At 71.2% G+C, this 21,183-nt stretch carries 23 protein-coding genes; 8 read left to right on the top strand and 15 right to left on the bottom strand.

What is annotated here, in order from left to right:
• Positions 1–55 precede the first annotated feature (55 nt).
• Positions 56–1,021, bottom strand: a complete 966-nt coding sequence (locus D9599_RS11000; RefSeq protein ID WP_198381268.1) for a tripartite tricarboxylate transporter substrate binding protein — start codon at positions 1,019–1,021, stop codon at positions 56–58.
• 104 nt (positions 1,022–1,125) lie between these two features.
• On the opposite strand from D9599_RS11000, the gene D9599_RS10995 reads away from it, so the two are divergent.
• Positions 1,126–2,088, top strand: coding sequence for a tripartite tricarboxylate transporter substrate binding protein (locus D9599_RS10995; RefSeq protein ID WP_198381267.1), 963 nt, complete (start codon positions 1,126–1,128; stop codon positions 2,086–2,088).
• A 122-nt stretch (positions 2,089–2,210) separates the two neighbouring features.
• The gene (locus tag D9599_RS10990; RefSeq protein ID WP_198381266.1) at positions 2,211–2,684 is read left to right on the top strand and encodes a hypothetical protein; all 474 of its coding nucleotides are present in this window, start codon (positions 2,211–2,213) and stop codon (positions 2,682–2,684) included.
• A 13-nt stretch (positions 2,685–2,697) separates the two neighbouring features.
• Here D9599_RS10990 and D9599_RS10985 read toward each other — a convergent pair whose 3' ends face one another.
• The 7 genes from D9599_RS10985 to D9599_RS10955 form a co-directional block, all read right to left on the bottom strand.
• Complete coding sequence (locus tag D9599_RS10985; RefSeq protein WP_198381265.1) at positions 2,698–3,492, bottom strand: class II aldolase/adducin family protein; 795 nt, start codon at positions 3,490–3,492, stop codon at positions 2,698–2,700.
• 109 nt (positions 3,493–3,601) lie between these two features.
• Positions 3,602–4,750: a tricarballylate utilization 4Fe-4S protein TcuB gene (tcuB, locus tag D9599_RS10980; RefSeq protein ID WP_198381264.1), complete on the bottom strand. Its 1,149-nt coding sequence runs from the start codon at positions 4,748–4,750 to the stop codon at positions 3,602–3,604.
• Positions 4,737–6,134, bottom strand: coding sequence for an FAD-dependent tricarballylate dehydrogenase TcuA (gene tcuA, locus D9599_RS10975; protein WP_232480358.1), 1,398 nt, complete (start codon positions 6,132–6,134; stop codon positions 4,737–4,739). Before tcuA ends, tcuB begins: the two co-directional genes overlap by 14 nt.
• A 65-nt stretch (positions 6,135–6,199) precedes the next feature.
• Positions 6,200–6,850: a GntR family transcriptional regulator gene (locus D9599_RS10970; protein WP_198381263.1), complete on the bottom strand. Its 651-nt coding sequence runs from the start codon at positions 6,848–6,850 to the stop codon at positions 6,200–6,202.
• Between the two features lie 5 nt (positions 6,851–6,855).
• Positions 6,856–7,611: an ABC transporter ATP-binding protein gene (locus D9599_RS10965; protein ID WP_198381292.1), complete on the bottom strand. Its 756-nt coding sequence runs from the start codon at positions 7,609–7,611 to the stop codon at positions 6,856–6,858.
• Positions 7,612–7,656: 45 nt separating this feature from the next.
• On the bottom strand, positions 7,657–8,829 hold the full coding sequence (locus D9599_RS10960; RefSeq protein ID WP_198381262.1) for a hypothetical protein: 1,173 nt from the start codon (positions 8,827–8,829) through the stop codon (positions 7,657–7,659).
• The gene (locus D9599_RS10955; RefSeq protein ID WP_198381261.1) at positions 8,826–9,731 is read right to left on the bottom strand and encodes a hypothetical protein; all 906 of its coding nucleotides are present in this window, start codon (positions 9,729–9,731) and stop codon (positions 8,826–8,828) included. The genes D9599_RS10960 and D9599_RS10955 overlap by 4 nt, the downstream gene beginning before the upstream one ends.
• Before the next feature lie 152 nt (positions 9,732–9,883).
• Between D9599_RS10955 and D9599_RS10950 the strand changes: the two genes are divergently transcribed.
• A complete protein-coding gene (locus tag D9599_RS10950; RefSeq protein ID WP_375373047.1) occupies positions 9,884–11,332 on the top strand; it encodes a PfkB family carbohydrate kinase in 1,449 nt (482 codons plus the stop codon).
• A gap of 56 nt (positions 11,333–11,388) precedes the next feature.
• On the opposite strand, the gene D9599_RS10945 is transcribed toward D9599_RS10950, so the two are convergent.
• Both D9599_RS10945 and D9599_RS10940 read right to left on the bottom strand, forming a co-directional pair.
• Positions 11,389–11,919: a DUF4142 domain-containing protein gene (locus D9599_RS10945; RefSeq protein ID WP_198381259.1), complete on the bottom strand. Its 531-nt coding sequence runs from the start codon at positions 11,917–11,919 to the stop codon at positions 11,389–11,391.
• Between the two features lie 118 nt (positions 11,920–12,037).
• A complete protein-coding gene (locus D9599_RS10940; RefSeq protein WP_043830801.1) occupies positions 12,038–12,511 on the bottom strand; it encodes an MmcB family DNA repair protein in 474 nt (157 codons plus the stop codon).
• Positions 12,512–12,583: 72 nt separating this feature from the next.
• Between D9599_RS10940 and D9599_RS10935 the strand changes: the two genes are divergently transcribed.
• The 3 genes from D9599_RS10935 to D9599_RS10925 are packed head-to-tail and all read left to right on the top strand — an operon-like array spanning position 12,584 to position 14,372.
• Complete coding sequence (locus tag D9599_RS10935; protein WP_198381258.1) at positions 12,584–13,108, top strand: YcgN family cysteine cluster protein; 525 nt, start codon at positions 12,584–12,586, stop codon at positions 13,106–13,108.
• Positions 13,105–14,052: a dihydrodipicolinate synthase family protein gene (locus D9599_RS10930; protein WP_198381257.1), complete on the top strand. Its 948-nt coding sequence runs from the start codon at positions 13,105–13,107 to the stop codon at positions 14,050–14,052. Before D9599_RS10935 ends, D9599_RS10930 begins: the two co-directional genes overlap by 4 nt.
• A gap of 5 nt (positions 14,053–14,057) precedes the next feature.
• Complete coding sequence (locus D9599_RS10925) at positions 14,058–14,372, top strand: cupin domain-containing protein (RefSeq protein ID WP_375373046.1); 315 nt, start codon at positions 14,058–14,060, stop codon at positions 14,370–14,372.
• Here the strand turns inward: D9599_RS10925 and D9599_RS10920 are convergent.
• On the bottom strand, positions 14,353–15,456 hold the full coding sequence (locus D9599_RS10920) for an acyltransferase (protein ID WP_198381255.1): 1,104 nt from the start codon (positions 15,454–15,456) through the stop codon (positions 14,353–14,355). The two genes, D9599_RS10925 and D9599_RS10920, sit on opposite strands and share 20 nt — an antisense overlap.
• 102 nt (positions 15,457–15,558) lie before the next feature.
• Between D9599_RS10920 and D9599_RS10915 the strand changes: the two genes are divergently transcribed.
• Positions 15,559–16,278 carry a M48 family metallopeptidase gene (locus D9599_RS10915; RefSeq protein WP_198381254.1) on the top strand — a complete coding sequence of 240 codons (720 nt, stop codon included), beginning with the start codon at positions 15,559–15,561 and terminating at the stop codon, positions 16,276–16,278.
• Here D9599_RS10915 and D9599_RS10910 read toward each other — a convergent pair whose 3' ends face one another.
• Complete coding sequence (locus D9599_RS10910; RefSeq protein WP_198381253.1) at positions 16,279–17,415, bottom strand: AGE family epimerase/isomerase; 1,137 nt, start codon at positions 17,413–17,415, stop codon at positions 16,279–16,281.
• 128 nt (positions 17,416–17,543) lie between these two features.
• Here D9599_RS10910 and rfaD point away from each other — a divergent pair, with 128 nt between their 5' ends.
• Positions 17,544–18,527, top strand: coding sequence for an ADP-glyceromanno-heptose 6-epimerase (gene rfaD / locus D9599_RS10905; RefSeq protein ID WP_198381252.1), 984 nt, complete (start codon positions 17,544–17,546; stop codon positions 18,525–18,527).
• Between the two features lie 7 nt (positions 18,528–18,534).
• On the opposite strand, the gene D9599_RS10900 is transcribed toward rfaD, so the two are convergent.
• The 3 genes from D9599_RS10900 to D9599_RS10890 form a co-directional block, all read right to left on the bottom strand.
• Positions 18,535–19,317 (bottom strand): SDR family oxidoreductase, encoded by a 783-nt coding sequence (locus D9599_RS10900; protein ID WP_198381251.1) that lies wholly within the window; start codon positions 19,315–19,317, stop codon positions 18,535–18,537.
• 4 nt (positions 19,318–19,321) lie between these two features.
• Positions 19,322–20,296, bottom strand: a complete 975-nt coding sequence (locus tag D9599_RS10895) for a tripartite tricarboxylate transporter substrate binding protein (protein ID WP_198381250.1) — start codon at positions 20,294–20,296, stop codon at positions 19,322–19,324.
• 70 nt (positions 20,297–20,366) lie between these two features.
• Positions 20,367–21,182 (bottom strand): enoyl-CoA hydratase, encoded by an 816-nt coding sequence (locus D9599_RS10890; protein WP_198381249.1) that lies wholly within the window; start codon positions 21,180–21,182, stop codon positions 20,367–20,369.
• Between the last annotated feature and the right edge of the window lies 1 nt (position 21,183).

The following is a 21,183-nucleotide window of genomic DNA, read 5'->3' as shown; positions in this document are numbered from 1 at the left end:
AGACGTGAAAAGGGCCGCCCGGGGGAACCCGGTCGGCCCTTTTCATTGTGTCCCGCTACTGCGCTGTCACCTTGGCGGCGCGGATCACCGGCTCCCACAGCACGAACTCCTCGCGCACGAAGCTGTCCAGCTCGGCGGGGGTGGAGACCTCGGCCTCCGCCCCAAGCTCCGCGAAGCGCGCCTTCATGCCTGGTTCCTCAAGCGCCTGCCGAACCGCCGCGCTGAGCCGCGTCACGATCTCGGGCGAAGTCGCGCGCGGGGCGAAAAGGGCGGTCCAGGAACGCACCGCGAAGCCCTGCACCCCGAGTTCCGTCACCGTGGGAATGTCCGGCTTCAGCGCCGAGCGCTTCTCGCCGGCCACTGCCAGGATCTTCACCTTTCCAGCCTCGGCCTGCGGCAGAGCGGTCGGCAGATTGAGGAAGGCGAGCGAGACCTGCCCGGCCACGAGGTCGTTCAGCGCCGGTCCGCCGCCACGATAGGGAACATGGAGGATGTCCACCCCCGCCCGCATGGCGAAGAGCTCTCCCGCCAGGTGCTGCGACCCGCCGACGCCGGAGGAGGCGAAGGAGTGCTTCCCGGGCTCACGCTTCAGCAGCGCCAGCAGCCCCGCCATGTCCGAGACGCCCAGCCGGTTCGCGACCGTCAGTGCCAGCGGGATGTCGGCCAGCTGGGAAACCCCGGCAAAAGCGCCCCGCGGGTCCGGCATGCTGCCGGGCGCCACGATCGGGTACATCACATGGTTGCTGGCGGAGGAGACGAGGAAGACGGTGCCATCCGCCGGCCCGCGCGCCACCGCCGCAGTGCCGATCGAGCCGCCCGCCCCCGTGCGGTTGTCCACTACGAAGGACTGGCCAAGGATCGCCTGCAGCCGGGGCGCCAACAGCCGCGCCACCACGTCGGTCGAGCCGCCGGCGGTGTAGGGGACCACGAGGCTCACAGTCCGCTCCGGCCAGGCAGCCAGCGCCGGCATGGCCAGCGCCGCGCCCGAGGCAGCGAGCAATCCGCGCCGTGTCGTGTTCATGTCATCTCCTCCGATCGGCCGCCAAGGCCGCGCTTGCGCCCCAGCCTACGCCCTTGCGACGATCACGGAAGACGGCCGCAGAAGATGGCCGCTGCGGAGGAAACATGACGACACGCCGCGCCCTGCTGCTCGCTGCCCCTGCCCTGGCCCTCGCCGGCCCGGCCCTTGCGGCCTGGCCGGACCGGCCGGTGCGGATCGTCGTGTCCTTCACCGCCGGCGGCACGACGGACATCATCGCCCGGCTCGTCGGCAACCTTCTCTCGGAACGCTGGGGCCAGCCGGTGGTGATCGAGAACCGCGCGGGGGCGGGCGGCAATATCGGCACGGAATACGTCGCCCGCTCGGCGCCCGATGGCTACACGCTGCTCGTCGCCTCGGTGGGGCCGCTGGCCGTCAACCAGTCGCTCTACCGCACCATGCCTTACGACACGCGGCGGGATCTGGCGCCGATCAGCCTTCTGGCCTCGGTGCCGAACATCCTCGTGGTCGCGCCGGACTCGCCGGCCCGCAGCGTGGCCGAGCTGGTGGCGCTGGCGAAGCAGCGGCCGGGCGGCCTTTCCTACGGCTCGACCGGCGTCGGCACCTCGTCACACCTCGCCAGTGCGATGATGGATGGGATGGCGGGGGTGCAGACCACCCATGTGCCCTATCGCGGGGCGGTGGCGCTGAACGACCTGCTGACGCGGCGGATCGACTTCATGTTCGCGACCATCCCCTCCGTCATCGAGCAGATCAGGGCCGGCAAGCTGCGCGCCCTCGCGGTCTCCACCCTCGCCCGCTCACGCTCCTCGCCGGAGGTGCCGACCATGGCGGAACTCGGCTTCGAGGGCTTCGACGCCTCCTCTTGGTTCGGGATCCTGGGGCCTGCCGGCACTCCGCGGGAGGTGGTGGAGCGCGTCTCCGCCGACGCCGCGGCGGCCGTCCGCCGCCCAGACATTGAGCGCCAGATGATCGAGCAGGGTGCGGACCCCGTGGGCAGCACGCCCGAGGAGTTCGGCGCCTTTCTGGACAAGGAGATTGCCCGCTGGGCCACCGTCGTGCGGCTTTCCGGTGCCAGCGTGAATTAGCGGCGCTTCACCGACCGATTGTTGCGACCCTGCATCAGCCCTGCGCTGCCGTTCGGTTCAGCTTGCCCAACAGGTAAATTATCACCTAAATGTGATGAAGGACACATCCGGGGGTCATCCGCATGACGACCATCGCGTGGGACAGCAAGGCACTCGTCGGCGACCGGCGGGTCAGCGTCGGCACTACCACCTATTCCTCGACAAAAATCCGTCGCACGCCAGACGGTCGCCTGCTCGGCGCCACGGGCGACTGGTACGTGGCCTGCGCTGTGCTGGACTGGCTTGAGGGCCTGACCGGGCGCCCGGACGGACAAGCCTCGGACCGCTGGTGCACCGCCATCGAGGTGCTGCCGGACGGCCGCTGCTGGCTGCACGGGCGCGACGGAAAATGGGCGGTGGAGGACGGCTTCACCGCCATCGGGTCGGGCCGTGAATACGCCCTCGCGGTGATGGCAGTCGGCCTGGATGCCCGCCGCGGCGTGGAGGTCGCCGCCCGCTTCGATCCCGGCACCGGGAACGGCATCGACGTGCTCGAACTGGCACCGAGCGCGGCCGCGCGCCCGGCCGAGGCCGCCAACCTCTCCATCGCCGCCTGAGGCGCGCCCCGCGCTACTCCGCGTAGCTCGGATCGAGCCGGTCGAGCATCCGCAGCAGCCCCGGCCATTCCATGAGGCCGTAGGGGCGACGGACGTTCGGCTGGTAGTTCTGGTAGGTGGCGTCCAGCACCGCCTGCGGGACTGGGTGCAGCGGCGTGTTGCAGGACATGGCGGCGATCTGCGCACGGCAGGAGAGTTCCAGCCGGTGCAGGGCGTTGAAAGCCTCCCCCACCGTGCGGCCGACGGTCAGCAGCCCGTGGTTGCGCAGGATCATGGCGTTGTTCTCGCCGAGATTGGCGACCAGCGCCTCCTGCTCCGTGAGGTCCAGCACCACGCCCTGGTACTCGTGGTAGCTGATTTTCGTGAACCGCATCGCCGTCTGCGTCATCGGCAGCAGCCCGCATGCGAGCGAGGAGACCGCCATGCCTGGCCAGGTATGCGTGTGGATCACGCAGTCCAGGTCATGCCGCGCGCGATGGATGGCGGAGTGGATGACGTAGCCCGCGCGGTTGATGCCGAAATCGAAATCCCCGTAGTCCGGCTTGTCGAGGATCGTGCCGTCGATATCGACCTTGATGAGGGAGGAGGCCGTCATCTCCTCGTACATCATGCCGTAGGGGTTGATGAGGAAGGCGTTGTCCTCGCCTGGTACGCGGACGGAGATGTGGTTCGCCATCATGTCCGCCATCCCGTAATGGGCGACGAGGCGGTAGCAGGCGGCGCAGTCGATCCGCGCCTGCCACTCGGCGGGCGAGACGCGCTCCCTCATCGGGGTGATCCGCAGCGTCTTCTTCGCGTGCTCGAGCATGGCGTCCTCTCCCGGTTCTTGTCGTCGGTGGCCGGCATGATCCGCCCGCACGCCTGGTCCCGCCAGGGCTTTCGCGGCCGCGGGGACTTCCCGAAGCCGCGATGCCCGCTCAGGCCGCCGAGCCGAGAGCGCGGTCGGTGGGGCCGGTCCCTGCCGGGGGCGGCGTCGGGTGCCGTTCCAGCGCGTGCCGCAGCAGCGCCGCCGAGCGGTAAACCCCGTGCACCATCTTCGAGTAGGGGATGACCAGGAACAGGGCGAGGATGACGCCGAGATGGACGGCCAGCAGCACGCCCATCGCCCCTGTTTCCCGCAGCCCCAGCAGCAGCAGCCCGGTGGCGGCTGAGAGGAAGAGCAGCACGAGCAGCGCGTAGTCCGCGCCCAGTAGGTTCCGCGCCGCCGGTGCCGGATCGGACACGATCTTCACCCACATGAGGCCGGCGGTGCCGACCACCATGCCGATCCCGCCCCAGAAGCCGAGCTGCACCGGCAGGCTGAGGAAGGGATAGGGCGCCACGTGCCCGAGGAAGTGGTCGTAGAAGGTCGCGCTGGTGGTGGAAGCGAAGCAGAGCAGGAAGCCGTAGAACATCGCGTGGTGGAAGCGCCGGCGAGATTGGGAGAAGGCCTCGTCCCGGTCGTTGCAGCCCCCTCCCCCGCCGCCGAGGTTCTTCAGCGTGAAGATATCGTGCAGCGCGACGGCAAGCGGCCGGCCGCGCGTCAGCTCGTCGCTTCGCCCGCCGGTGTCGCGCCAGAAGTTGCGGAAACCCATCACGAGCGCGACGATGGAAAAGATGAAGGTTCCTCCCGCCAGCGTTGTCATCAGCCACCAGGGGATAACGCGGTAGAAGGCGCCCGGCCCGACCTGCGACTGGTAGAGCACGCGCGGGTCCACCAGCGCCATGGTCAGTAGCAGCACCAGCGCAATGCCGGCCGCGGCCACCAGCGAGACCACCGTGCCGTTACGCTTGAACAAGCCCGCCAGCGGCCCCGGCCAGGCGTATTCCTCATAGGTCTCCGCCCGCACCTGGGCGAGCACCTGCGGCACGTTGATGTTGAAGGGGTGCGGCGGCGCGTACTGGCAGGCGTAGTAGCAGCCGCGGCAGTTGTGACAGAGGTTGGCGATGTAGCTGAGATCCCCCGTGGAGAACTCGCGCCGCATCGTCATCGCCGGGAAGACGGCGCAGAAGCCCTCGCAGTAGCGGCAGGCGTTGCACACCTCCATCGCGCGGCGGGCTTCGGTGGTGGCCTCAGTTTCGCGCATTCCTCGCGGCCTCCCTGCCTGCGATCCGTCCGAAGACGGTGCCGATCGCCATCCCGAAGCCGGCCAGGTAGCCCTTGCCGAGGATGGAGCCGGCCATGATCTCGCCCGAGGCGAAAAGATTCGCGCAGGGGCGACCGTCGTCCATGAGAACCCGCGCGTTCTCGTCCACCTTCACGCCGAGATAGGTGAAGGTGATCCCGCAGCGCAGCGGGTAGCCGATGAAGGGCGGTTCCGTGATCGGCCGCGCCCAATGGGTCTTCGGCGGGTCCAGCCCCTCCGTCCGGCAGCCGTCCAGCCGGGTGGAGTTGAACTCGCCGGGCCGGCAGGCCGCGTTGAACTCCGCGACGGTCTTCTCCACGGCCTTCGGATCGAGGCCGAGCTTCACCGCCAGCTCGCCCAGCGTGTCCGCCTTAATGGCCGGGAAGACGCTCGGCATGAACAGCCGCTCCGCCTTGGAATCGATGATCGAGTAGGCGACCTGGTCCGGCTGCTGCGCGACGAGGCGGCCCCAGATGGCGTAGCGCTTGGGCCAGACATCCTCGCCCTCGTCGTAGAAGCGCTCGCCGTGCTTGTTCACCACGACGGAGAAGGGCACGCAGTCCAGCCGCGTGACGATCCCGCCATCGAAGCGCGGCGCGCGCCCGTCGATCGCGACGGCGTGGCACTGGGAAGGATCGCCGACCTGCGCCACGCCCTGGTCCAGCAGGTTCCGCAGCACCTTCCCCTGCGCGTAGGGCGTCCCGCGCACGAGGATGTTCTTCGCGGCCTCGCCCCAGCCGACCTTCAGCCACTCGTGGTTCGCCTGGAACCCTCCGGAGGAGGCCACCACCACCTTCGCCCGCACTGTCTCGGGGAAACCGCGGTGGTCGATCACCACCTCGCGCACGAAGCCATCGTCCATGCGGATATCGACGGCCTCGGTGTCGTAGAGGATGTCGATGCCAAGCCGCTCGGCGGTCGCGAAATAGGCGTTCACCAGCGCCTTGCCGCCGCCGAGGAAGAAGGCGTTCGTCCGGCTCAGGCTCAGCGTGCCCGAGAGCGAGGGCTGGAAGCGCACCCCGCAGGCCTCCATGAAGGGTAGCGCGTCATGCGTCAGGCGGATGGTCATGCGTGCCAGGTTCTCGTCGGTCTGGCCGCCGGTCACGCGCAGAAGGTCGTCCCAGTACTCGTCCTCGAGATAGCTCTCGGTGAGCACCTTCGTCGGCTCGGGATGCATCGTCCGCATATTGCGCGTGTGGCGGCTGTTCCCACCCCGCATCGGCTTGGGCGCGTGCTCGATCAACAGCACGGAGCAGCCCGCCTGGCGCGCGGTGACCGCAGCGCAGAGGGCCGCGTTGCCGCCGCCGATCACCAGAACGTCCCAGATCCGCGAGAAATCCGGCATCCCTCGCCCTATCCTCCAGAATGTATACCGGCGGATACAACTCAGGCACGCGGCTTACAAGCTTTCTATCCTGGGCGGGTGGAGAGGCCGATCCGCACCTTGAAGGCGTTGCGGATGTGCCGGCGCGCCGCTGCTTCGGCGCCTTCGGCGTCCCGAGCCTCGATCGCCGCCACGATGGCCGCGTGCTCCTCCACCGACTCAGCCCCGCGCCGGGGCACCGCCAGCGTCGTGCCGCCGAGGAGCGCGAGGGAGAGGCGCATGTTCTCCAGGATGGTGTTCAGGAAGCTGTTCCGCGCCGCCAGGTAGACCTGCTGGTGGAACAGACGGTTGGTGCCGGCCAAGCGCACCGGGTCCTCCTGCAGCCCACGGTCGCGCTCCACCATCTCGCGCATGATCTCCACCTCCGTCGGCGTGGCATGGGTGGCGGCGAGGTTGGCAGCGGTGCCCTCCAGCACCTCCCGCATGTGGTAGAGTTCGGTCATCTGCGCGTAGCCGAGGCTGGCCACCACCGCCCCATGATGCGGCTCGTGCAGCACCAGGCCCTGGGCCTCCAGCCGCTTCAGCGCCTCACGCACGGGGGTGCGGCTGATGCCGAAGCGCACCGCCAGTTCCGCCTCCCGCAAACGGGTGCCGGCGGGCAGGGCGCCGCTGTCGATGGCCGCCAGCAGCAGGTCATAAGCCTCGGAGCCGGAGGAACGGCTGGGGCGCGTGGTCATCGCTCTTACCCCGCCCGGCGGTCGCGCGCGATGTCGAGGAAAACCTCCTCCAGGTCGCTTCGCCCGTAGCGGGAGAGCAGGTCGGCAGGAGAGCCGCTGTCCACCAGCCGCCCGGTTTTCAGCATCAGCACGCGGTCGCAGAGCCGCTCCACCTCCGCCATATTGTGGGAGGCGAGGAGGATCGCGCAGCCGCTCTCCGCCCGGTACCGCTCCAGCCAGGAGCGCACCCAGTCCGCCGTGTCGGGGTCGAGGCTCGCCGTGGGCTCGTCCAGCAGGAGGAGGTCAGGGCGGTTGATGAGGGACTTGGCCAGCGCCACACGCGTCTTCTGCCCCGCCGAGAGCTGGCCCGCCGGCCGGTCCATAAGGTCGGCGAGCGAGAGCTGCGCGGCGAGTTCCGCGATCCGGGCCCCGGCATCCGGCACGTCGTAGAGATGTGCGTAGACGCGAAGGTTCTCCCCCACGCTCAGCCGGTGCGGCAGGGAGATATAGGGAGAGGAGAAATTCGCGCGGGCAAGCGCGGCGAAGCGGTCCCGCGCCATGTCGTGCCCGAGCAGACGTACGCGGCCGGAGGAGGGGATCAGCAGGCCGAGCAGCATGGCGATGGTCGTGCTCTTGCCCGCGCCATTGCCGCCGAGCAGCCCCATCGTGCCCCCGCGCGGCAGGGTGAAGGAGAGGCCGTCCACCGCCACGGTGACGCCGTAGCGCTTGGTCAATCCCTCCACCTCGATGGCAGGGGTATGGGGTTCCGGGGCCGGGCGCATTGGCAAGGGATAGGATGCCCGGCGGCACCCCGCCAGGGCGGGGCCCTACCGGCGCAGGTGGCGGTCGGTCGCGCGGCCCTGGAAAAGAGTGATACCGTTCTCCCATCCCCAGGCGATGGCCGCCGCCCGGTCCGCGCCGGTCAGGACCACGGACATGCCGTCGAGCGCCGCGGGGGACGGCGGGCTGGCCGGAAGCGCCTCGTCCCAGGCCAGGCGCACGACGCTCGCGCCCAGCCGGGCGGGGTTCAGCAGCGCCAGGGACTCGCCGGAGGGCGCCTCCAGCGCCAGGGGATAGCCGCGGCTGACCGCCAGGTCCCGGCCCAGCGCGAAGCCCGACGGATCCGCCAGGATCTCGGCCGCCGGGACCGCGAGGGTGAGCATCGGCCGCACCGCGCGCGGCAGCCGCCCGTCGAGCACGAGGAAAGCCTCCGAGGTCAGGGCTGCGACGGAGAGGGAGAGGTGCAGCGGGCGCGGTGCCGCCAGCCATTCCGGCCGCGCGATGCCGACGAGCATCCGGGTTTCCAACAGAAGCCGCAGCTGCGCCGCCAGCGCGGGCACATCCGCCAGCCCGCGACCGGGCAGCAGCCGGTCCCGCAGGGCGTCGGGCATGGGGGCGATCGATTCGGCCGCGATGCCCGTCTCCCCCTCCGGTCCCAGCCGGCAGAGGGGTTGGCGGCGGAGATAGGGCGCGGGGTCGGCGCGGGCGAGGGCGGGCAGCACCGCTGCCAGTTCCTCGGCCAGCAAGGGCGGCAGCTCCGGCGATGCGGGCGCGGCGGCCACCGCCAGGCCGAGGCTTTCCTCCAGCGCGGCCAGCAGGGCGCTGGATTGCTCGGGCAAGCGCAAGCCGCGCACGACCTGGGCGATCGCGGCCTCGTCCACGGCGCCGTCCAGCACGCGCAGAACGGCGGCGCGCAGCGTGTCCGGCGGCGCGGTGGCCACCGCCATGTCGCCGTTCGGCAGGTGGAAGACGCGGGCGCGGCGGGCGTGCTGCGGCAGGGCCAGGGCCTCGCGCAGGAGGCGGCGGTGATGTGGGCGGTCCAGGCCCTTTGGCAGGCGGGAAAGGCGCAGCCAGAGCACGTCCCGCACGGCGCCGGAGGCGAGGCAGATGCGTGTCATCGCGGCCAGGTCCGCCGCGCCGCCGTCCGGCCCGGTCAGCGGCGGCGGGTCCACCGGCAGGGCGGAAACTCGAGCGGGGCGCGCGGCGATCTGGGGCGTCATCCGGCCGCGGCCTCCCGGCGGTGACGGGCGGCGAGCAGGCGGCTTGGCCAGGGCCCGGCGAAGCGGCCGATGCCGCGCGCCAGGCCCCAGGAGAGCGCCGCCGTCTCCGCCACGCCTTCCAGCACCACCCGTGCCGGGTCGAGCGCCGCCCAGAACCCGTCGGGCAGCGCGACCAGCGCGGGGTCGAAGGGCAGGTGCAGCACCTCCCCGCGCAGATGGGCGGGGTCGATCAGGGCCAAGCCCGCGGCACCCGGGCCGTCGATGCCGAAGCGCCCCGCCGGCGACCGGGCCAGGGCGCGGGGCGGCAGGACTGGAAGCAGCGTGCCCGGCGGATCGGCGGGCATCGCCTCGGGCGGGAGATCCAGGTGCAGCGCGCCCTTGGATTCGGGCAGGAACGCCAGCGCGCGGCGGGCCACCAGACCCCAGGCATGGGCCTGCCATGGAGCCCCTGCCCAGCGCGCCCCGAGGGCGGCGTCGATCGCCGTGGCCGAGGGCAGCACCCGCTCCCCCACCGGGTAAGGCGCCCCGCCCTCGCCGAAGCCGAGGATGGGCCGGCGCTCGAGCAGCCGCTCCAGCGGAACGGCGCCGAGCAGGGCTTCCAGCCCCGTGGCGGGCGCCTGGGCGGTGGGCGGCAGCGCGACCGCCTCTGTCAGCAGGGCGGCGTCCCGGCCGTGCAGCACGGCGGAGAGGGCGCGGTGCGCCATGTCGAGCGCCGGCGCGGCGGCAACGAGCCGCCAAGCCCCGTTCTCGGCCGAGGAGACGCGGCCGCCGCGGTTGCGGGCGGCGTCCTCCAGCAGTGCGCGCGCCACCCGATGGGCCTCGGGCGCGAGCCCGGGGCCGGGTCGGAACAGCAGCGCCGCCAGGGGTGGCCCTTGCCGGGCCGGGTGCGGAGCAGGGGTCATGGCAGCGACGATTCTGCGCGAAAGGGATTAACGCGTGGTCACCGGGCGCAACGGCCGGTTGCCACCCGCCCCGGCGGCGGGCTACGCCAAAGCCGATGAACGGCCCCGCGCCAGAGACTCCAAGCCCCACGCCGGGCCCCAACCCAGGTCCCATCATGGCTGCGGCCGACCTGTCGGAAGCCGTGCGCGCCCTGCGCCGGGCTTCCGTGCTCGTCGTCGGCGACGCCATGCTCGACCGCACGGTCTACGGCACGGTGACCCGCATCTCGCCCGAGGCGCCCGTGCCGGTGCTGAGCGTGGAACGCGAGGTTGCGACGCCCGGCGGCGCCGGGAACGTCGTGCGCAACCTGACCGCCCTGGGCGCTTCCGTCGCCTTCCTCTCGGTCGTGGGCGACGACCAGGCGGGCTCGGACCTCACGGGGCTGATCGGCGGGCAACCGGGGGTGGAGCCCTGGCTGTTGGTCCAGGGCGGCCGCGCCACCACGACCAAAACACGCTTCATCGCCGCCGGCCAGCACCTGCTGCGGGCCGACCACGAGGTGGCGCGCGCCATCCACCCGCGCCTCGCAGACCGGCTGGTGCGGATCGCCCAGGACACGATCGCGGCCACCAAGGTCATCATCCTCTCGGACTACGGGAAGGGCGTGCTGGCGGGCGATGTGCCGCAGCGCCTGATCGCAGCCGCCCGCGCGGCGGGGCGGCGCGTGGTGGTCGATCCCCACGGAGGCGACCACGGGATCTATGCCGGCGCCGACCTCATCACCCCAAACCGGGCGGAGCTGCGCGCCGCGACGGGCATGGAGATCGAGAGCGAGGCCGGGCTGCTGGCCGCCGCCCGCGCGCTCAGCCAGCGCTTCTCGATCGGCGCCGTGCTCGTGACCCGCGGGCGCGAGGGCATGACCCTGCTGGACGGTGAGCAGGTGCACCACTTCCACGCCGAGGCGATGGAGGTGGCGGACGTCGCCGGCGCGGGAGACACGGTGGCGGCCATGGTGGCCGCGGGCATGGCGGCCGGGCTGCCGCTTCCCGTCGCGGCGCGCCTGTCGAACATGGCGGCCGGGCTGGTGGTGGGGAAGGTCGGCACGGCGGTGGCGCGGGACGCCGACATCCTGGAATCCCTCGGCGCCGAGCGGGGCACCCTGCGCAAGATCGTCACCCGCCTGCGCGCCGCCGAGCAGGCAGAGCGGTGGCGGCGCCAGGGCTGGCGCGTCGGCTTCGCGGATGGGTCCTTCGACCTTCTCAACCCCGGCCACCGCCACATGCTGGAGCAGGCGCGGCGCTGGTGCGACCGGCTGGTGGTGGGCGTGCGGAGCGACGAGGCCGTGCGCCGCCTCAAGGGCCCGACCCGGCCGGCGCAGGCCGAGGCGGTGCGGGCGGCAGCCCTCGCTTCCCTTCCCAGCGTGGACCTCGTGACCTCCTTCGAGGAGGACGATCTCCTTCCGCTCGTCGAGGCCATCCGTCCGGACGTGCTGGTGAAGGGCTCCGACCACCGGATCGAGGACGTGGTAGGCAACGTCGCCGTCCAGGGGTGGGGCGGCACCGTGCGCCTGGCGGTGCTGCTGCCGGAGGGCGAGGCCCTCGTTGCGAGCCTGCCGGACTGATCTAGCGGGAACCGGCCTGCCGGTTCCTCGCCCCCTACCCTGCCTTCAGCGCCCGCTCAGCGACGGCCCTGCATCTCCCCGATCAGGATCAGGTGCTCCTTGATCTGGTTGTTCGAGAGCGTCGCCGCGATCTTGTCCGGCACGGGAGCGTTGCCGGCCATGATGGCGCTGGTCAGGCTCAGCAGCTCCTGGTGGCCACGCTCCTGGACCTGGAGGAACATGCGCTCGAAATCGGCGCCGCTGGCGCCACGCAGGCTCTCGAGCATCTTGCCGCGGTCATTGCCGAAGCTCGCCATGGGGAAGTTGTGGCCAGCGAGCTTCATGGCCTGGGCGACGCCCTCCTGCTCCTGGATCTCGAAATTCGCGAAGCGCTTTACCTCGGGGTTCGTCGCCTTCTCGGCGCCGATCTGCGCGGTCGCGTGGGAGAACGAGCCGGCCTCGTAGAGCATGCGCGCCAAGCGCTCGGGCGGGGCCGCGGCCAGGTTCTCAGGCGGCACGTCGGCGCGGGGGGAATTGCCCTGGGCGTGGGCGAGAACGGGCAGCAGGGCGGCCCCCGCGAGGGCGAGGGGGATAGCGCGACGGTTCATGAGCTCTACTTCTCCGGAAGGGCAGGTGCCGCCGTGGGGCGGCGGGCCGGAGAAGGAACGGTCCGTGCACGTCCTGGTTCCGTAGGGCAGAATCACTGCCCTCGGCCGGGGAACGCCTCTACTCGCAGAGCAGCGCAGCGCGCATCTCCTGCGAACCCACGGGATCACAAAGGGCGGCGAGGCGTCCGGCCGCCAGTACGGCGTAACGATGCATGAGCGACTTTCGCCGCGCGCCCGCCAGCGCCTTGTGCTCGGTATCTCGCACCATCACGGCATCGAAGCCGTCGCTGACGATCAGCCCGATCTCCTCCGGGATGAGTTCCTGCGGGAAGTCGCAATCGACAGCGAAGTAGAGCCGGTCGCACCAGTCCCGGTACTCGTGCCACTTGTTGTCCGAGAGGAAGTCGCGAGGCCCCGATTTCACCTCGATGGCGTAAAGGCAGCCCTCCGGGGTGAGCGCCATGATGTCCAGCCGCCGCCCGCAGGGGATGGGCATCTCAGCGAGCGGCGCCCAGCGGTTGCGGGCACAGAAGCGCATGGCCGCGCGGCAGGTGGAGGCCGTGCGCTCGGGGATGGTCAGGTCCAGCGGCATCGGCCGGATTCACGACGAGTCGTGAGGCAGGTCAAGCTTCACCTGCCCCTCCCGCCGGGTGTAGGGAAGCGGGTGGCCGATAACCTCCCCTTCTGGAAGCGAAAATCCCTCTCCGCGATGACGCGCGCCGAGTGGGAATCCCTCTGCGACGGCTGCGGGCGCTGCTGCCTGCACAAGATTCGCGACGAGGACACCGAGGAGGTCCACTTCACCAACGTCGCCTGCCGCATGCTCGATCCCCAGGGCTGCGGCTGCCGCGACTACGCCAACCGCCGCGACCACGTGCCGGATTGCGTGCAGCTGAAGGCGAAGATGGTGCCGGCGCTGGACTGGCTGCCGCCCACCTGCGCCTACCATCTCCTTGCCCGCGGGCAGGACCTACCGGAATGGCACCCGCTGGTGTCTGGGGATCCGGAGAGCGTCCACCGCGCCGGCATCTCGGTCCGCGGCCGTGTCGTATCGGAGCGGGACGCGGGGGCGCTGGAAGACCATGTGGTGACATGGCCGGGTCGCTGGCCCAACCGGCGCAGCGCGCCCAGGATGGCGGAACAGCGGGCGGCGGAAGCGGTCCGGCAGACGAGGAGGAAGACGGGATGACCAAGGCCCTCTACAGCGGCGTGAACGCCGCGCTGATCACGGCGGTGCACGCCGACCTCTCGCCGGACCATGTCCGCACCGCCGCCCACGCGAAGTGGCTGCTGGCAAACGGCTGCGACGGGCTGGGCGTGCTCGGCACCACCGGGGAGGCGAATTCCTTCGGCCTCAAGGAACGCCGGGTAGTCCTGGAATCCCTGGTACAGAACGACGTGCCGGTGACGCGGCTGATGCCGGGCACGGGCACCACCAACCTTTCCGACACCGTGGAGCTGTCGCGCCACGCCCGCGACCTCGGCTGCCCCGGCGTTCTCGTGCTGCCGCCCTTCTACTACAAGAACCCGACAGACGAGGGGCTTTACGCCTATTTCTCGGAGGTGATCGAGCGCAGCGGCAGCGGGCTCGCCTTCTATCTCTACCACTTCCCCGCCCAGTCGGCGGTGCCTCTCTCCCTCGAGCTCATCGGGCGGCTGCTGGACGCCTTCCCGGGCGTGGTGCGCGGCGTGAAGGACAGCACGGGCGACCCCGCTCAGGCCGAGGGCTTCATCAAGGCCTTCGCCTCCCGCGGCTTCGAGGTCTATCCGGGCGCGGACAACCTGCTGCAGGAAATGCTGGCCATCGGCGCGGCCGGCTGCATCACGGCGGCGGCCAATATCGTCGCCCGCTTCTCCCAGGTGGTCTATTCCAAGCGGACAGGGCCGGAGGCGGATGCCGCCCAGGCCGTGCTGAAGGCCGGCCGCGCCGCGGCCAGTTCCGTGCCGCTGATCGCGGGGCTGCGCGAGGTCCTCGCCCGCAGCACGAACGACGAAGCCTGGCGCCATATCCGCCCGCCGAACACCCGCCTCTCGCCGGCCCAGGCGGATGCGGTCTGGCAGGCCTGGCAGGGGACCGGCGCCCTGCCCCTTCCCGGCCTGGCCGAGTACGGCATGTCCCTGGCCGCCGAATGAGTGCCGTGTCCGAGCCGCTGCGCTGCCGCATCCCCGCCGTCTCCACCGTGCAGGTGGATGACGAGACCTCCCGCGTCACGCGCTGGGACTTCCCGCCCGGCTCGGAGACGGGCTGGCACCGGCACGGCTGGGCCTACCTGGTCGTGCCCGTGACGGACGGGACGATGACGCTGGAGGAACCCGGCGGCGCCACGCGGGAGGCGACCATCCGCGCGGGCGTCTCCTATTCCCGCCCGCCGGGGGTGGAGCACAACGTGATCAACGGCGGGACCGAGCCCTTCTCCTTCGTGGAGATCGAGTTCAAGGCCCACCCCGGCTGACGAGATGCCCGGCCCGCTGGGTCGGAACCTCAACCAGCAGGTGCAGCAAGGTCGCGGCGGCGAGGGCGAGGGCTGTCGTCGCCAGGATGGCGGCCCCGGCCGGGGTGCCAGCTTCCAGCAGCAGGCGCATCACCGCGTAGCCGGCCACCGCGTGCACCACATAGAGCGGGTAGCTGATCCGGGCGAGCGCATCGAGCGGCGCCGGGACGCGCCGGATGCGGTGGCGGATGGCGAAAAGGCCGCCGAACAGGGCGAGGGCGCAGCCATAGGCGGTCAGTCCCGATACGGTCTGCCAGCCCATCATCCCGCCCGCCCATTGCAGGCCGAAGAGGCCGAGCAGCACCGCGCCGGTGCCGAGGAAGGCCGCGCCGCCGGCCGTGCCCCGGCGGAAAGCCGCGAAGACGGTGCCGACGAGCATGAAGGTGATCATCTGCGCGCTCAGCGCCAGTTCCTCGCGCGCCGCCTCCCAGCCCGGCGGCCAGGGAATGGTGGCGGCGATGGCCGAGAGACCCGCCAGGACGAGCCCCGCTACCAGCAGCGGCCGTACCCTCCCGGCCCGGATCGCGGGGGCGATCAGCAGGCAGAGAAGATAGAAGCGGACCTCGATGGCGAGTGTCCAACTGATGCCATCGATTGTCGGCAGGCCCAGCACGTCCTGCACGAACAGCAGGTGGGCCAGCCACTGGCCGATCCCGAAGGGCACGGGATTGCCGAAGTGGCGCGCGCAGCCCCAGACGGCGGCCATGGTGACCAGGAGCCCTGCAGCATAGGTTGGCCAGATCCGCAGCACCCGCCCGAGCGCGAAGCCCGCCCTCCCCCGTCCGACGAGGGAAAGCGGGACGACGAAGCCGCTGATGAGGAAGAAGACAGCCACGCCGAAATGCCCCGCGAAGCCCGGCGGCAGGGCGAGGTGGAGGGCGAGCACGCCGGGTGAGGGCCCATCCCAGATCGGCGCGCCGACGAGGGCGCCGGCCGTCGTCCGGTTGGTCCAGAAGTGCTGTGTGTAGTGGCTCAGCAGGACGGAGACGGCAGCCAAGCCGCGCAGGGCCTGGGCGAAGGCGATGCGGGAAGACGCTGAGGGCAAGTTACTGTCTTTATGATATTTTTGCGTTGCACGCTCCACCGGATCATCCTTGCCGCTGTCAAGTCGTTGAACCGAACCGTGGGGAGGGTCCATTCTCTTTCCATGGAACATAACGAGACCGAAGTCGTTCCCCTGCGTGCCCATCCGCTGGCCCTGCCCACGCCAACGCCGGTGCGCTGGAACCGTTCGGCGCGCGCGCGGCGGGTCTCGCTGCGGATCGATCCCCGCGCAGGAGAGGTGGTGGTCACCCTGCCGCCGCGCTCGGGCCGCAGGGCGGGGATGGCGCTGCTGAACACCCATGCGGCTTGGGTGAAGGAGCGCCTGGGCAGCCTGGCGCCCGCCGTGCCGCTGGCCGAGGGGCAGGCCGTCCCGCTGGGCGGCGTGCCGCACGTGATCCGCCATGACCCCACCGCCCGCGGTCCGGCCATCCTCTGGAACGGCGAGATCGTGGTGGCCGGAGACAAGGCCTTTCTCACCCGCCGGGTGGGCGATTTTCTCAAGGCGGAGGCGAAGCGGCGGATCGCCGTGCTGGCGGCAGGGCACGCGGCCTCGCTTGGGGTGAAGATCCGGCGGATCGTGCTCAAGGACACGCGCTCCCGCTGGGGAAGCTGCGCGCCGGACGGCACGCTGGCCTTCTCCTGGCGGCTGGTGATGGCGCCGGACTGGGTGCTCGACTACGTCGTGGCACACGAGGTCGGGCATCTGCGGGAGCTGAACCACTCCGACCGCTTCTGGGCCCATGTCGCCCGCCTGACCCCGCACCGGGAGGCGGCGCAGGACTGGCTCCGGCGGAACGGGCCGACCCTGCTGCGGGTGGGATGATCAGCCGACCACCTCGGCGACGGTGAGAATACCGGCCGTGAGGTGATAGAGGCTGCTGGCGGGCGCGGGCTCGCCGCTCGGGCGGCCGTGCTCGTCCAGGCGCTCATGCCAGAGACCGGGCGGAGCGCCGTCGAGGTGCCGGCGGAGGGCGTTCGCGGCGCTTGCGAAGCCTGCAGGGGCCGCGCCCGGGCGCAGGGCCTCTGATTTCAGTCTTTCGGTCTGGGGCCAGAGGCGGGAGCCGGCGGCCTTCACCGAACCATCGCTCCAGAGCTCGTCGTAGAGGGTGCCGAGGCGCGGGTTGATGCCGTGGCGGTCCACGAAGCCGAGAAGTCCCGCCACCGCCTCGGCCACGCCGGGGCACTCCCCCACGAGCCGCGCGTGCCAGTCGAGCAGCCAGACCCATTCGCAGTGGTGACCGGGCTCCAGCACGTGCCGACCCCCTTCCCGCTCCGGGGTCAGATCCTCCGCATAGTATTCCGGCAGGCTGCCCGTGCGGGGGTCGCGGAAGCGGGCGAGGAAGAGGTCCACCAACCCTGTCGCGCGGTGGAGGAAGAGGTCGTCGCCGAAGGCTTCGGCAGCGGCGAGCAGCGCTTCCAGCAGGTGCATGTGCGGGTTCTGGCGCCGCGGCAGGCTCGGTGGCAGGCCCTCCGCATAGCCGCCGAGCGCATGGGCGAGGTGGCCGTCGAGGTAGCGGAGCAGCGCCAGCGCCGCCTTCCGCAACGGGGCCGCCGGCAGCACCCGTGCGGCGCTGGCAAGGGCGAGAAGCACGAAGGCGTGGTCGTAGAGGTCGCGCTGCGCGTCGGTCACGCGGCCCCCGAGGTCGAAGAGGCGGGCATAGCCGCCATCCGCTTCCCTCGCCCGCCCCAGCAGGAAGGCGGTGCCGAGTTCCACCGCCTCGCCCGCGCGGGGCAGGCCGAAGCGGTGCGCCTGGGAGAGGACATAGACCTGCCGCGCCGCGACGCGCAGGCGGCGGAAGGGCGCAGGGCTTTGAAGCGTCCGCAGGTCCAGACATTCGTTGAAGCCACCGCGCGCCCAGTCCACGCCATGCTCCAGCCAGAGCGGCCACGCCTCGTCGCGCAGCCAGGCGAGGAGGCGGGCCGCCTCCGCCGACGCGCTGCTGACGGGGGCACCGCTCATCTGTCCGCCTCCGCGCGGTCGGGGATGGGGGCCGGGCGGGGTGGTGCCACCGGGCCGGGGCTGTAAAAGGGCCGGCTTCGGCGCCCCTCTTAGAGCGGGCCCGCCGCGAGATCGAGGAGGGTCGCGCCGTGATACTGCTGACGGGAGCCGCGGGGTTCATCGGGTCCAACCTGCTCGCGCGGCTGAACGAGGCGGGCGTGACGGATGTGGTGATCTGCGACGCGCTGGGCACCGGCGAGAAGTGGCGGAACCTGCGGCGGCACGAGTTCACCGACTTCGTGCCGATCGACGCGCTGCGCGACTGGCTGCGGAACGCGCCGCCGGTCGAGGCCGTCATCCATCTCGGCGCCAATTCCGACACGACGGCGGCCGACGGCGACGAGGTGATGGAGCACAACTTCGCCGCCTCGCTCATGTTGTGGCGGCATTGCACGGCCGCGGGCGTGCCGCTGATCTACGCCTCCTCCGCCGCGACCTATGGCAACGGCGATGCCGGCTTCCTCGACCGCGACACGCCGGAGTTCCTGGCGGGGCTTCAGCCGCTGAACCTCTACGGCTGGAGCAAGCACGTCTTCGACCGCCGCGTCGCGCGCGAGGTGGAGGCGGGGCGCCCCACCCCGCCGCGCTGGTACGGGCTGAAGTTCTTCAACGTCTACGGCCCCAACGAGTACCACAAGCACGGCATGACGAGCGCCGCCCTCAACATCACCGAGGCGGTGCTGCGGGGCGAGCCCGCGCGGCTCTTCGCCTCCGACCGGCCGGGTATCGAGGATGGCGGGCAGTCCCGCGACTTCGTCCATGTGGACGACCTCTGCGACGTGATGCTCTGGCTGCTGCGGGGGAATGCGGCGTCCGGCCTCTACAACATCGGCTCGGGCGGAGCGCGCAGCTTCGCGGACATGGCGCGCGCGGTCTTCGCGGCACTCAACCGGCCGCCGCGCATCGAGTACTTCCCGATGCCGGAGAAGCTGCGCGGCCGCTACCAGTACTGGACGGAGGCCGACATCTCGAAGCTGCGGGGTGCCGGCTACAACGCGCCGATGACCTCGCTGGAGGAGGGCGTCGCGCGCTACGTGACGGGGTTCCTGGTGAAGGAAGACCGCTACCGCTGAACGCGCGTCACACCGCGCGCTGCCAGCCGCCATCCACCGCCACGCCCTGCCCCGTGACATAGGCGGCGACAGGGGCCGCGAGGAAGGCGACCATCACCGCGACCTCCTCCGCCGTGCCGAAGCGGCGCATGGGGATGTCGGCGGAGGCGCGGGCGAGGACCTCCGCCTCGCTGATGCCCTCGTCGCGCGACATCTGCGCCGCGCGGTTCTGCCACAACGGGGTGAGGGCGCGGCCGGGGGAGACGCTGTTCACCGCGATGCCGTCCGGTGCCAGCTCGATCGCCAGCGTCTTGGCGAGCGCCAGCACACCGGCCTTGTGGACGTTCGACACCACCTGGTGCGCCGTGGGCTGTCGGGCCGAGACGGCGCCGAGCAGCACCACGCGCGCGTCCCCGGCCCGGCGGAGCGCCGGCAGGAAGGCGCGCACGGCACGGACGGTGCCGAGAATGTTGAACTCGTAGTTCTCCAGCCAAGCCTCGTCGGACAGGTCCTCGAAGGCGCTGCGTCGGCTGCCGCCGGCGGCGCAGACAAGGGCGTGCAGCGGCACCGCCCCCATGCCGGCGATGAAAGCAGCAAGCGCGGCGGGATCGGACTGGTCGAGGACGGCGGTGGCGGGCGCCGAGCCCGTCTCCGCCTGCAACCCCGCGCGCGCTGCCTCCAGCCGCCCGGCATCGCGCCCGGCGATGGTGACCTCCGCCCCCTCCTTCAGCAGCAGCCCCGCCGTGGCGAGGCCGATCCCGGAGGAGCCGCCGATGACGAGGGCGCGGCGGCCGCGCATTCCGAGATCCATGCCCCTACTCCACCTTGGCGCCTGTCTCGCGCACGATCGGCGCCCATTTTTCCGTCTCCTCCCGGATGAAGCGGGCGAGTTCCTCGGGCGAGCTGGGCAGTGGCTCCACCCCCTGCCCTTCCAGGGAGGCGGAAACAGTGGGATCGGCCAGGGCCTCCCGCATGGCGGCGTTCATGCGGGTGACAATCGCGGGGGAAAGGCCCTTCGGCCCGACCAGGGCGTACCAGTTCTGCACCTCGTAACCCGGCAGGGTTTCGGCGACCGTGGGCACGTCGGACTGGGCGCGGATGCGCTGGGCAGTGGGCACCGCCAGCAGCCGCAGCCGCCCGGACTGCACCTGCGGTAGCGCGGTAGGCGCCGTGGAGAAGGCGTAGTCCACCTTGCCGCCGATCAGATCCGTCATCATCGGCCCGCCGCCACGATAGGGCACGTGAACGGTGCTGATGCCCGCCATCCTGTCCAGCAGGGCCCCCGCCAGGTGCCCTGCGCCACCCACGCCGGACGAGCCGTAGGTGATGGTGTCCGGCCGGGCCTTCGCCGCGGCGATCAGCTCCGCCACGCTCCTCCATGGGCGATCCGCCGGCACGACGAGCACGTTCAGCACATTCCCCGCCATGGCGACCGGCGTCAGGTCCGCCTGAGGGTCGAAGGGCAGGCTGGCATAGAGGCTGGGATTGATGGCCAGCGCGCCGATCGTGCCCATCAGGAAGGTGCTGCCGTCGGGCGGGGCGCGCACCACCACCTCGGTCGCGAGGTTGCCGCCCGCGCCCGGCCGGTTCTCGATCACCACGGGCACGCCGAGGATGGCGGAGAGCTTCGGCTGCATCACCCGCGTGCTGATGTCGGTGGCCCCGCCGGCGGCGAAGCCCACGACGATGCGGATGGGCTTGCTTGGCCAGGATTCCTGGGCGCGAGCGTGGATGGCGGGCAGCGCGAGGGCGAGGCCCCCGGCGCCGAGCAGGCTACGACGGTTGATCACTGTTTCCCTCCCCTTCGGGCAGCCCCCATCCCGTCTGGCGCGGGGCTTGGCAGGAGGCGCCCCTTGTGGCTCAGCGCCCCTGGAACTGCGGCGGGCGCTTCTCCATGAAGGCACGGCGGCCCTCGATATAGTCCTCGCTGGCGAAGCACTCGGCGACGAGGCGGGCGCAGAGGGCCTCGTCGGGCTGCGCCTTCAGCGCCTCGCCCACGATGGCCTTCACGGAACCGACCGTGAGCGGGGCATTGCCGGCGATGGTGGTGGCGTAGTCGGTGATCGTCGCCTCCAGCGCCTCGTCGGCCACCACGCGGTTCACCAGGCCCATCACCCGCGCGTCCTCGGCGGTGAAGCGCTTGGCGGTGAAGAACAGCTCCTTTGCAAAGGAAGGCCCGACGATCTCCACCAAGCGCCGGATGCCCTTCAGCGGGTAGCCGAGGCCGAGCTTCGCGGCGGGAATGCCGAAGGAGGACCGCTCGGTGCAGATGCGAAGATCGCAGCAGACGGCCAGCGCGCTGCCGCCGCCGATGCAGTGGCCGCGGATGGCGGCGATGGTCGGCTTCGCGAAATCCGCCAGCGCGTCATACACCTTGGCGGTCTGCGCCTGATAGGCGTCCACCGCCTCCTTGGACGAGCGCTCGCTCTCGAACTTCGAGATGTCGGCGCCGGAGACGAAGGCCTTGCCGCCCGCGCCGGTCACGACCACGACGCGAACCTCGGGGTCCGCGGCGAAATCAGCGAGGATCTTCTCCGCCGCCGTCCACATCTCCATGGAGACGGCGTTGTGGCGCTCGGGATTGTTGAAGATCATCCAGCCGACGCCGCCCTCCTTCCTGGAGAGCATCTTGTCGGTGCCAAGCGCCGGGTTCGGCGGGGGAAGGGCGTCGGGCATG

Source organism: Roseomonas sp. KE2513, from assembly GCF_016107305.1.
GTDB lineage: Bacteria > Pseudomonadota > Alphaproteobacteria > Acetobacterales > Acetobacteraceae > Roseomonas.
Note: the sequence above shows the minus strand (reverse complement) of the source record. Positions and strands in the feature narration are given on the sequence as shown.

Coding starts and splice junctions, on each gene's coding strand:
- D9599_RS10945 (WP_198381259.1), bottom strand. CDS start 11,919: ATGAACCGTCGCGCTATCCCCCTCGCCCTCGCGGGGGCCGCCCTGCTG.
- tcuB (WP_198381264.1), bottom strand. CDS start 4,750: ATGCGCGAAACTGAGGCCACCACCGAAGCCCGCCGCGCGATGGAGGTG.
- D9599_RS10990 (WP_198381266.1), top strand. CDS start 2,211: ATGACGACCATCGCGTGGGACAGCAAGGCACTCGTCGGCGACCGGCGG.
- D9599_RS11000 (WP_198381268.1), bottom strand. CDS start 1,021: ATGAACACGACACGGCGCGGATTGCTCGCTGCCTCGGGCGCGGCGCTG.
- D9599_RS10910 (WP_198381253.1), bottom strand. CDS start 17,415: ATGAGCGGTGCCCCCGTCAGCAGCGCGTCGGCGGAGGCGGCCCGCCTC.
- D9599_RS10930 (WP_198381257.1), top strand. CDS start 13,105: ATGACCAAGGCCCTCTACAGCGGCGTGAACGCCGCGCTGATCACGGCG.
- D9599_RS10940 (WP_043830801.1), bottom strand. CDS start 12,511: ATGCCGCTGGACCTGACCATCCCCGAGCGCACGGCCTCCACCTGCCGC.
- D9599_RS10965 (WP_198381292.1), bottom strand. CDS start 7,611: ATGCGCCCGGCCCCGGAACCCCATACCCCTGCCATCGAGGTGGAGGGA.
- D9599_RS10995 (WP_198381267.1), top strand. CDS start 1,126: ATGACGACACGCCGCGCCCTGCTGCTCGCTGCCCCTGCCCTGGCCCTC.
- tcuA (WP_232480358.1), bottom strand. CDS start 6,134: ATGCCGGATTTCTCGCGGATCTGGGACGTTCTGGTGATCGGCGGCGGC.
- D9599_RS10985 (WP_198381265.1), bottom strand. CDS start 3,492: ATGCTCGAGCACGCGAAGAAGACGCTGCGGATCACCCCGATGAGGGAG.
- D9599_RS10915 (WP_198381254.1), top strand. CDS start 15,559: ATGGAACATAACGAGACCGAAGTCGTTCCCCTGCGTGCCCATCCGCTG.
- D9599_RS10970 (WP_198381263.1), bottom strand. CDS start 6,850: ATGACCACGCGCCCCAGCCGTTCCTCCGGCTCCGAGGCTTATGACCTG.
- D9599_RS10890 (WP_198381249.1), bottom strand. CDS start 21,182: ATGCCCGACGCCCTTCCCCCGCCGAACCCGGCGCTTGGCACCGACAAG.
- D9599_RS10960 (WP_198381262.1), bottom strand. CDS start 8,829: ATGACGCCCCAGATCGCCGCGCGCCCCGCTCGAGTTTCCGCCCTGCCG.
- D9599_RS10955 (WP_198381261.1), bottom strand. CDS start 9,731: ATGACCCCTGCTCCGCACCCGGCCCGGCAAGGGCCACCCCTGGCGGCG.
- D9599_RS10900 (WP_198381251.1), bottom strand. CDS start 19,317: ATGGATCTCGGAATGCGCGGCCGCCGCGCCCTCGTCATCGGCGGCTCC.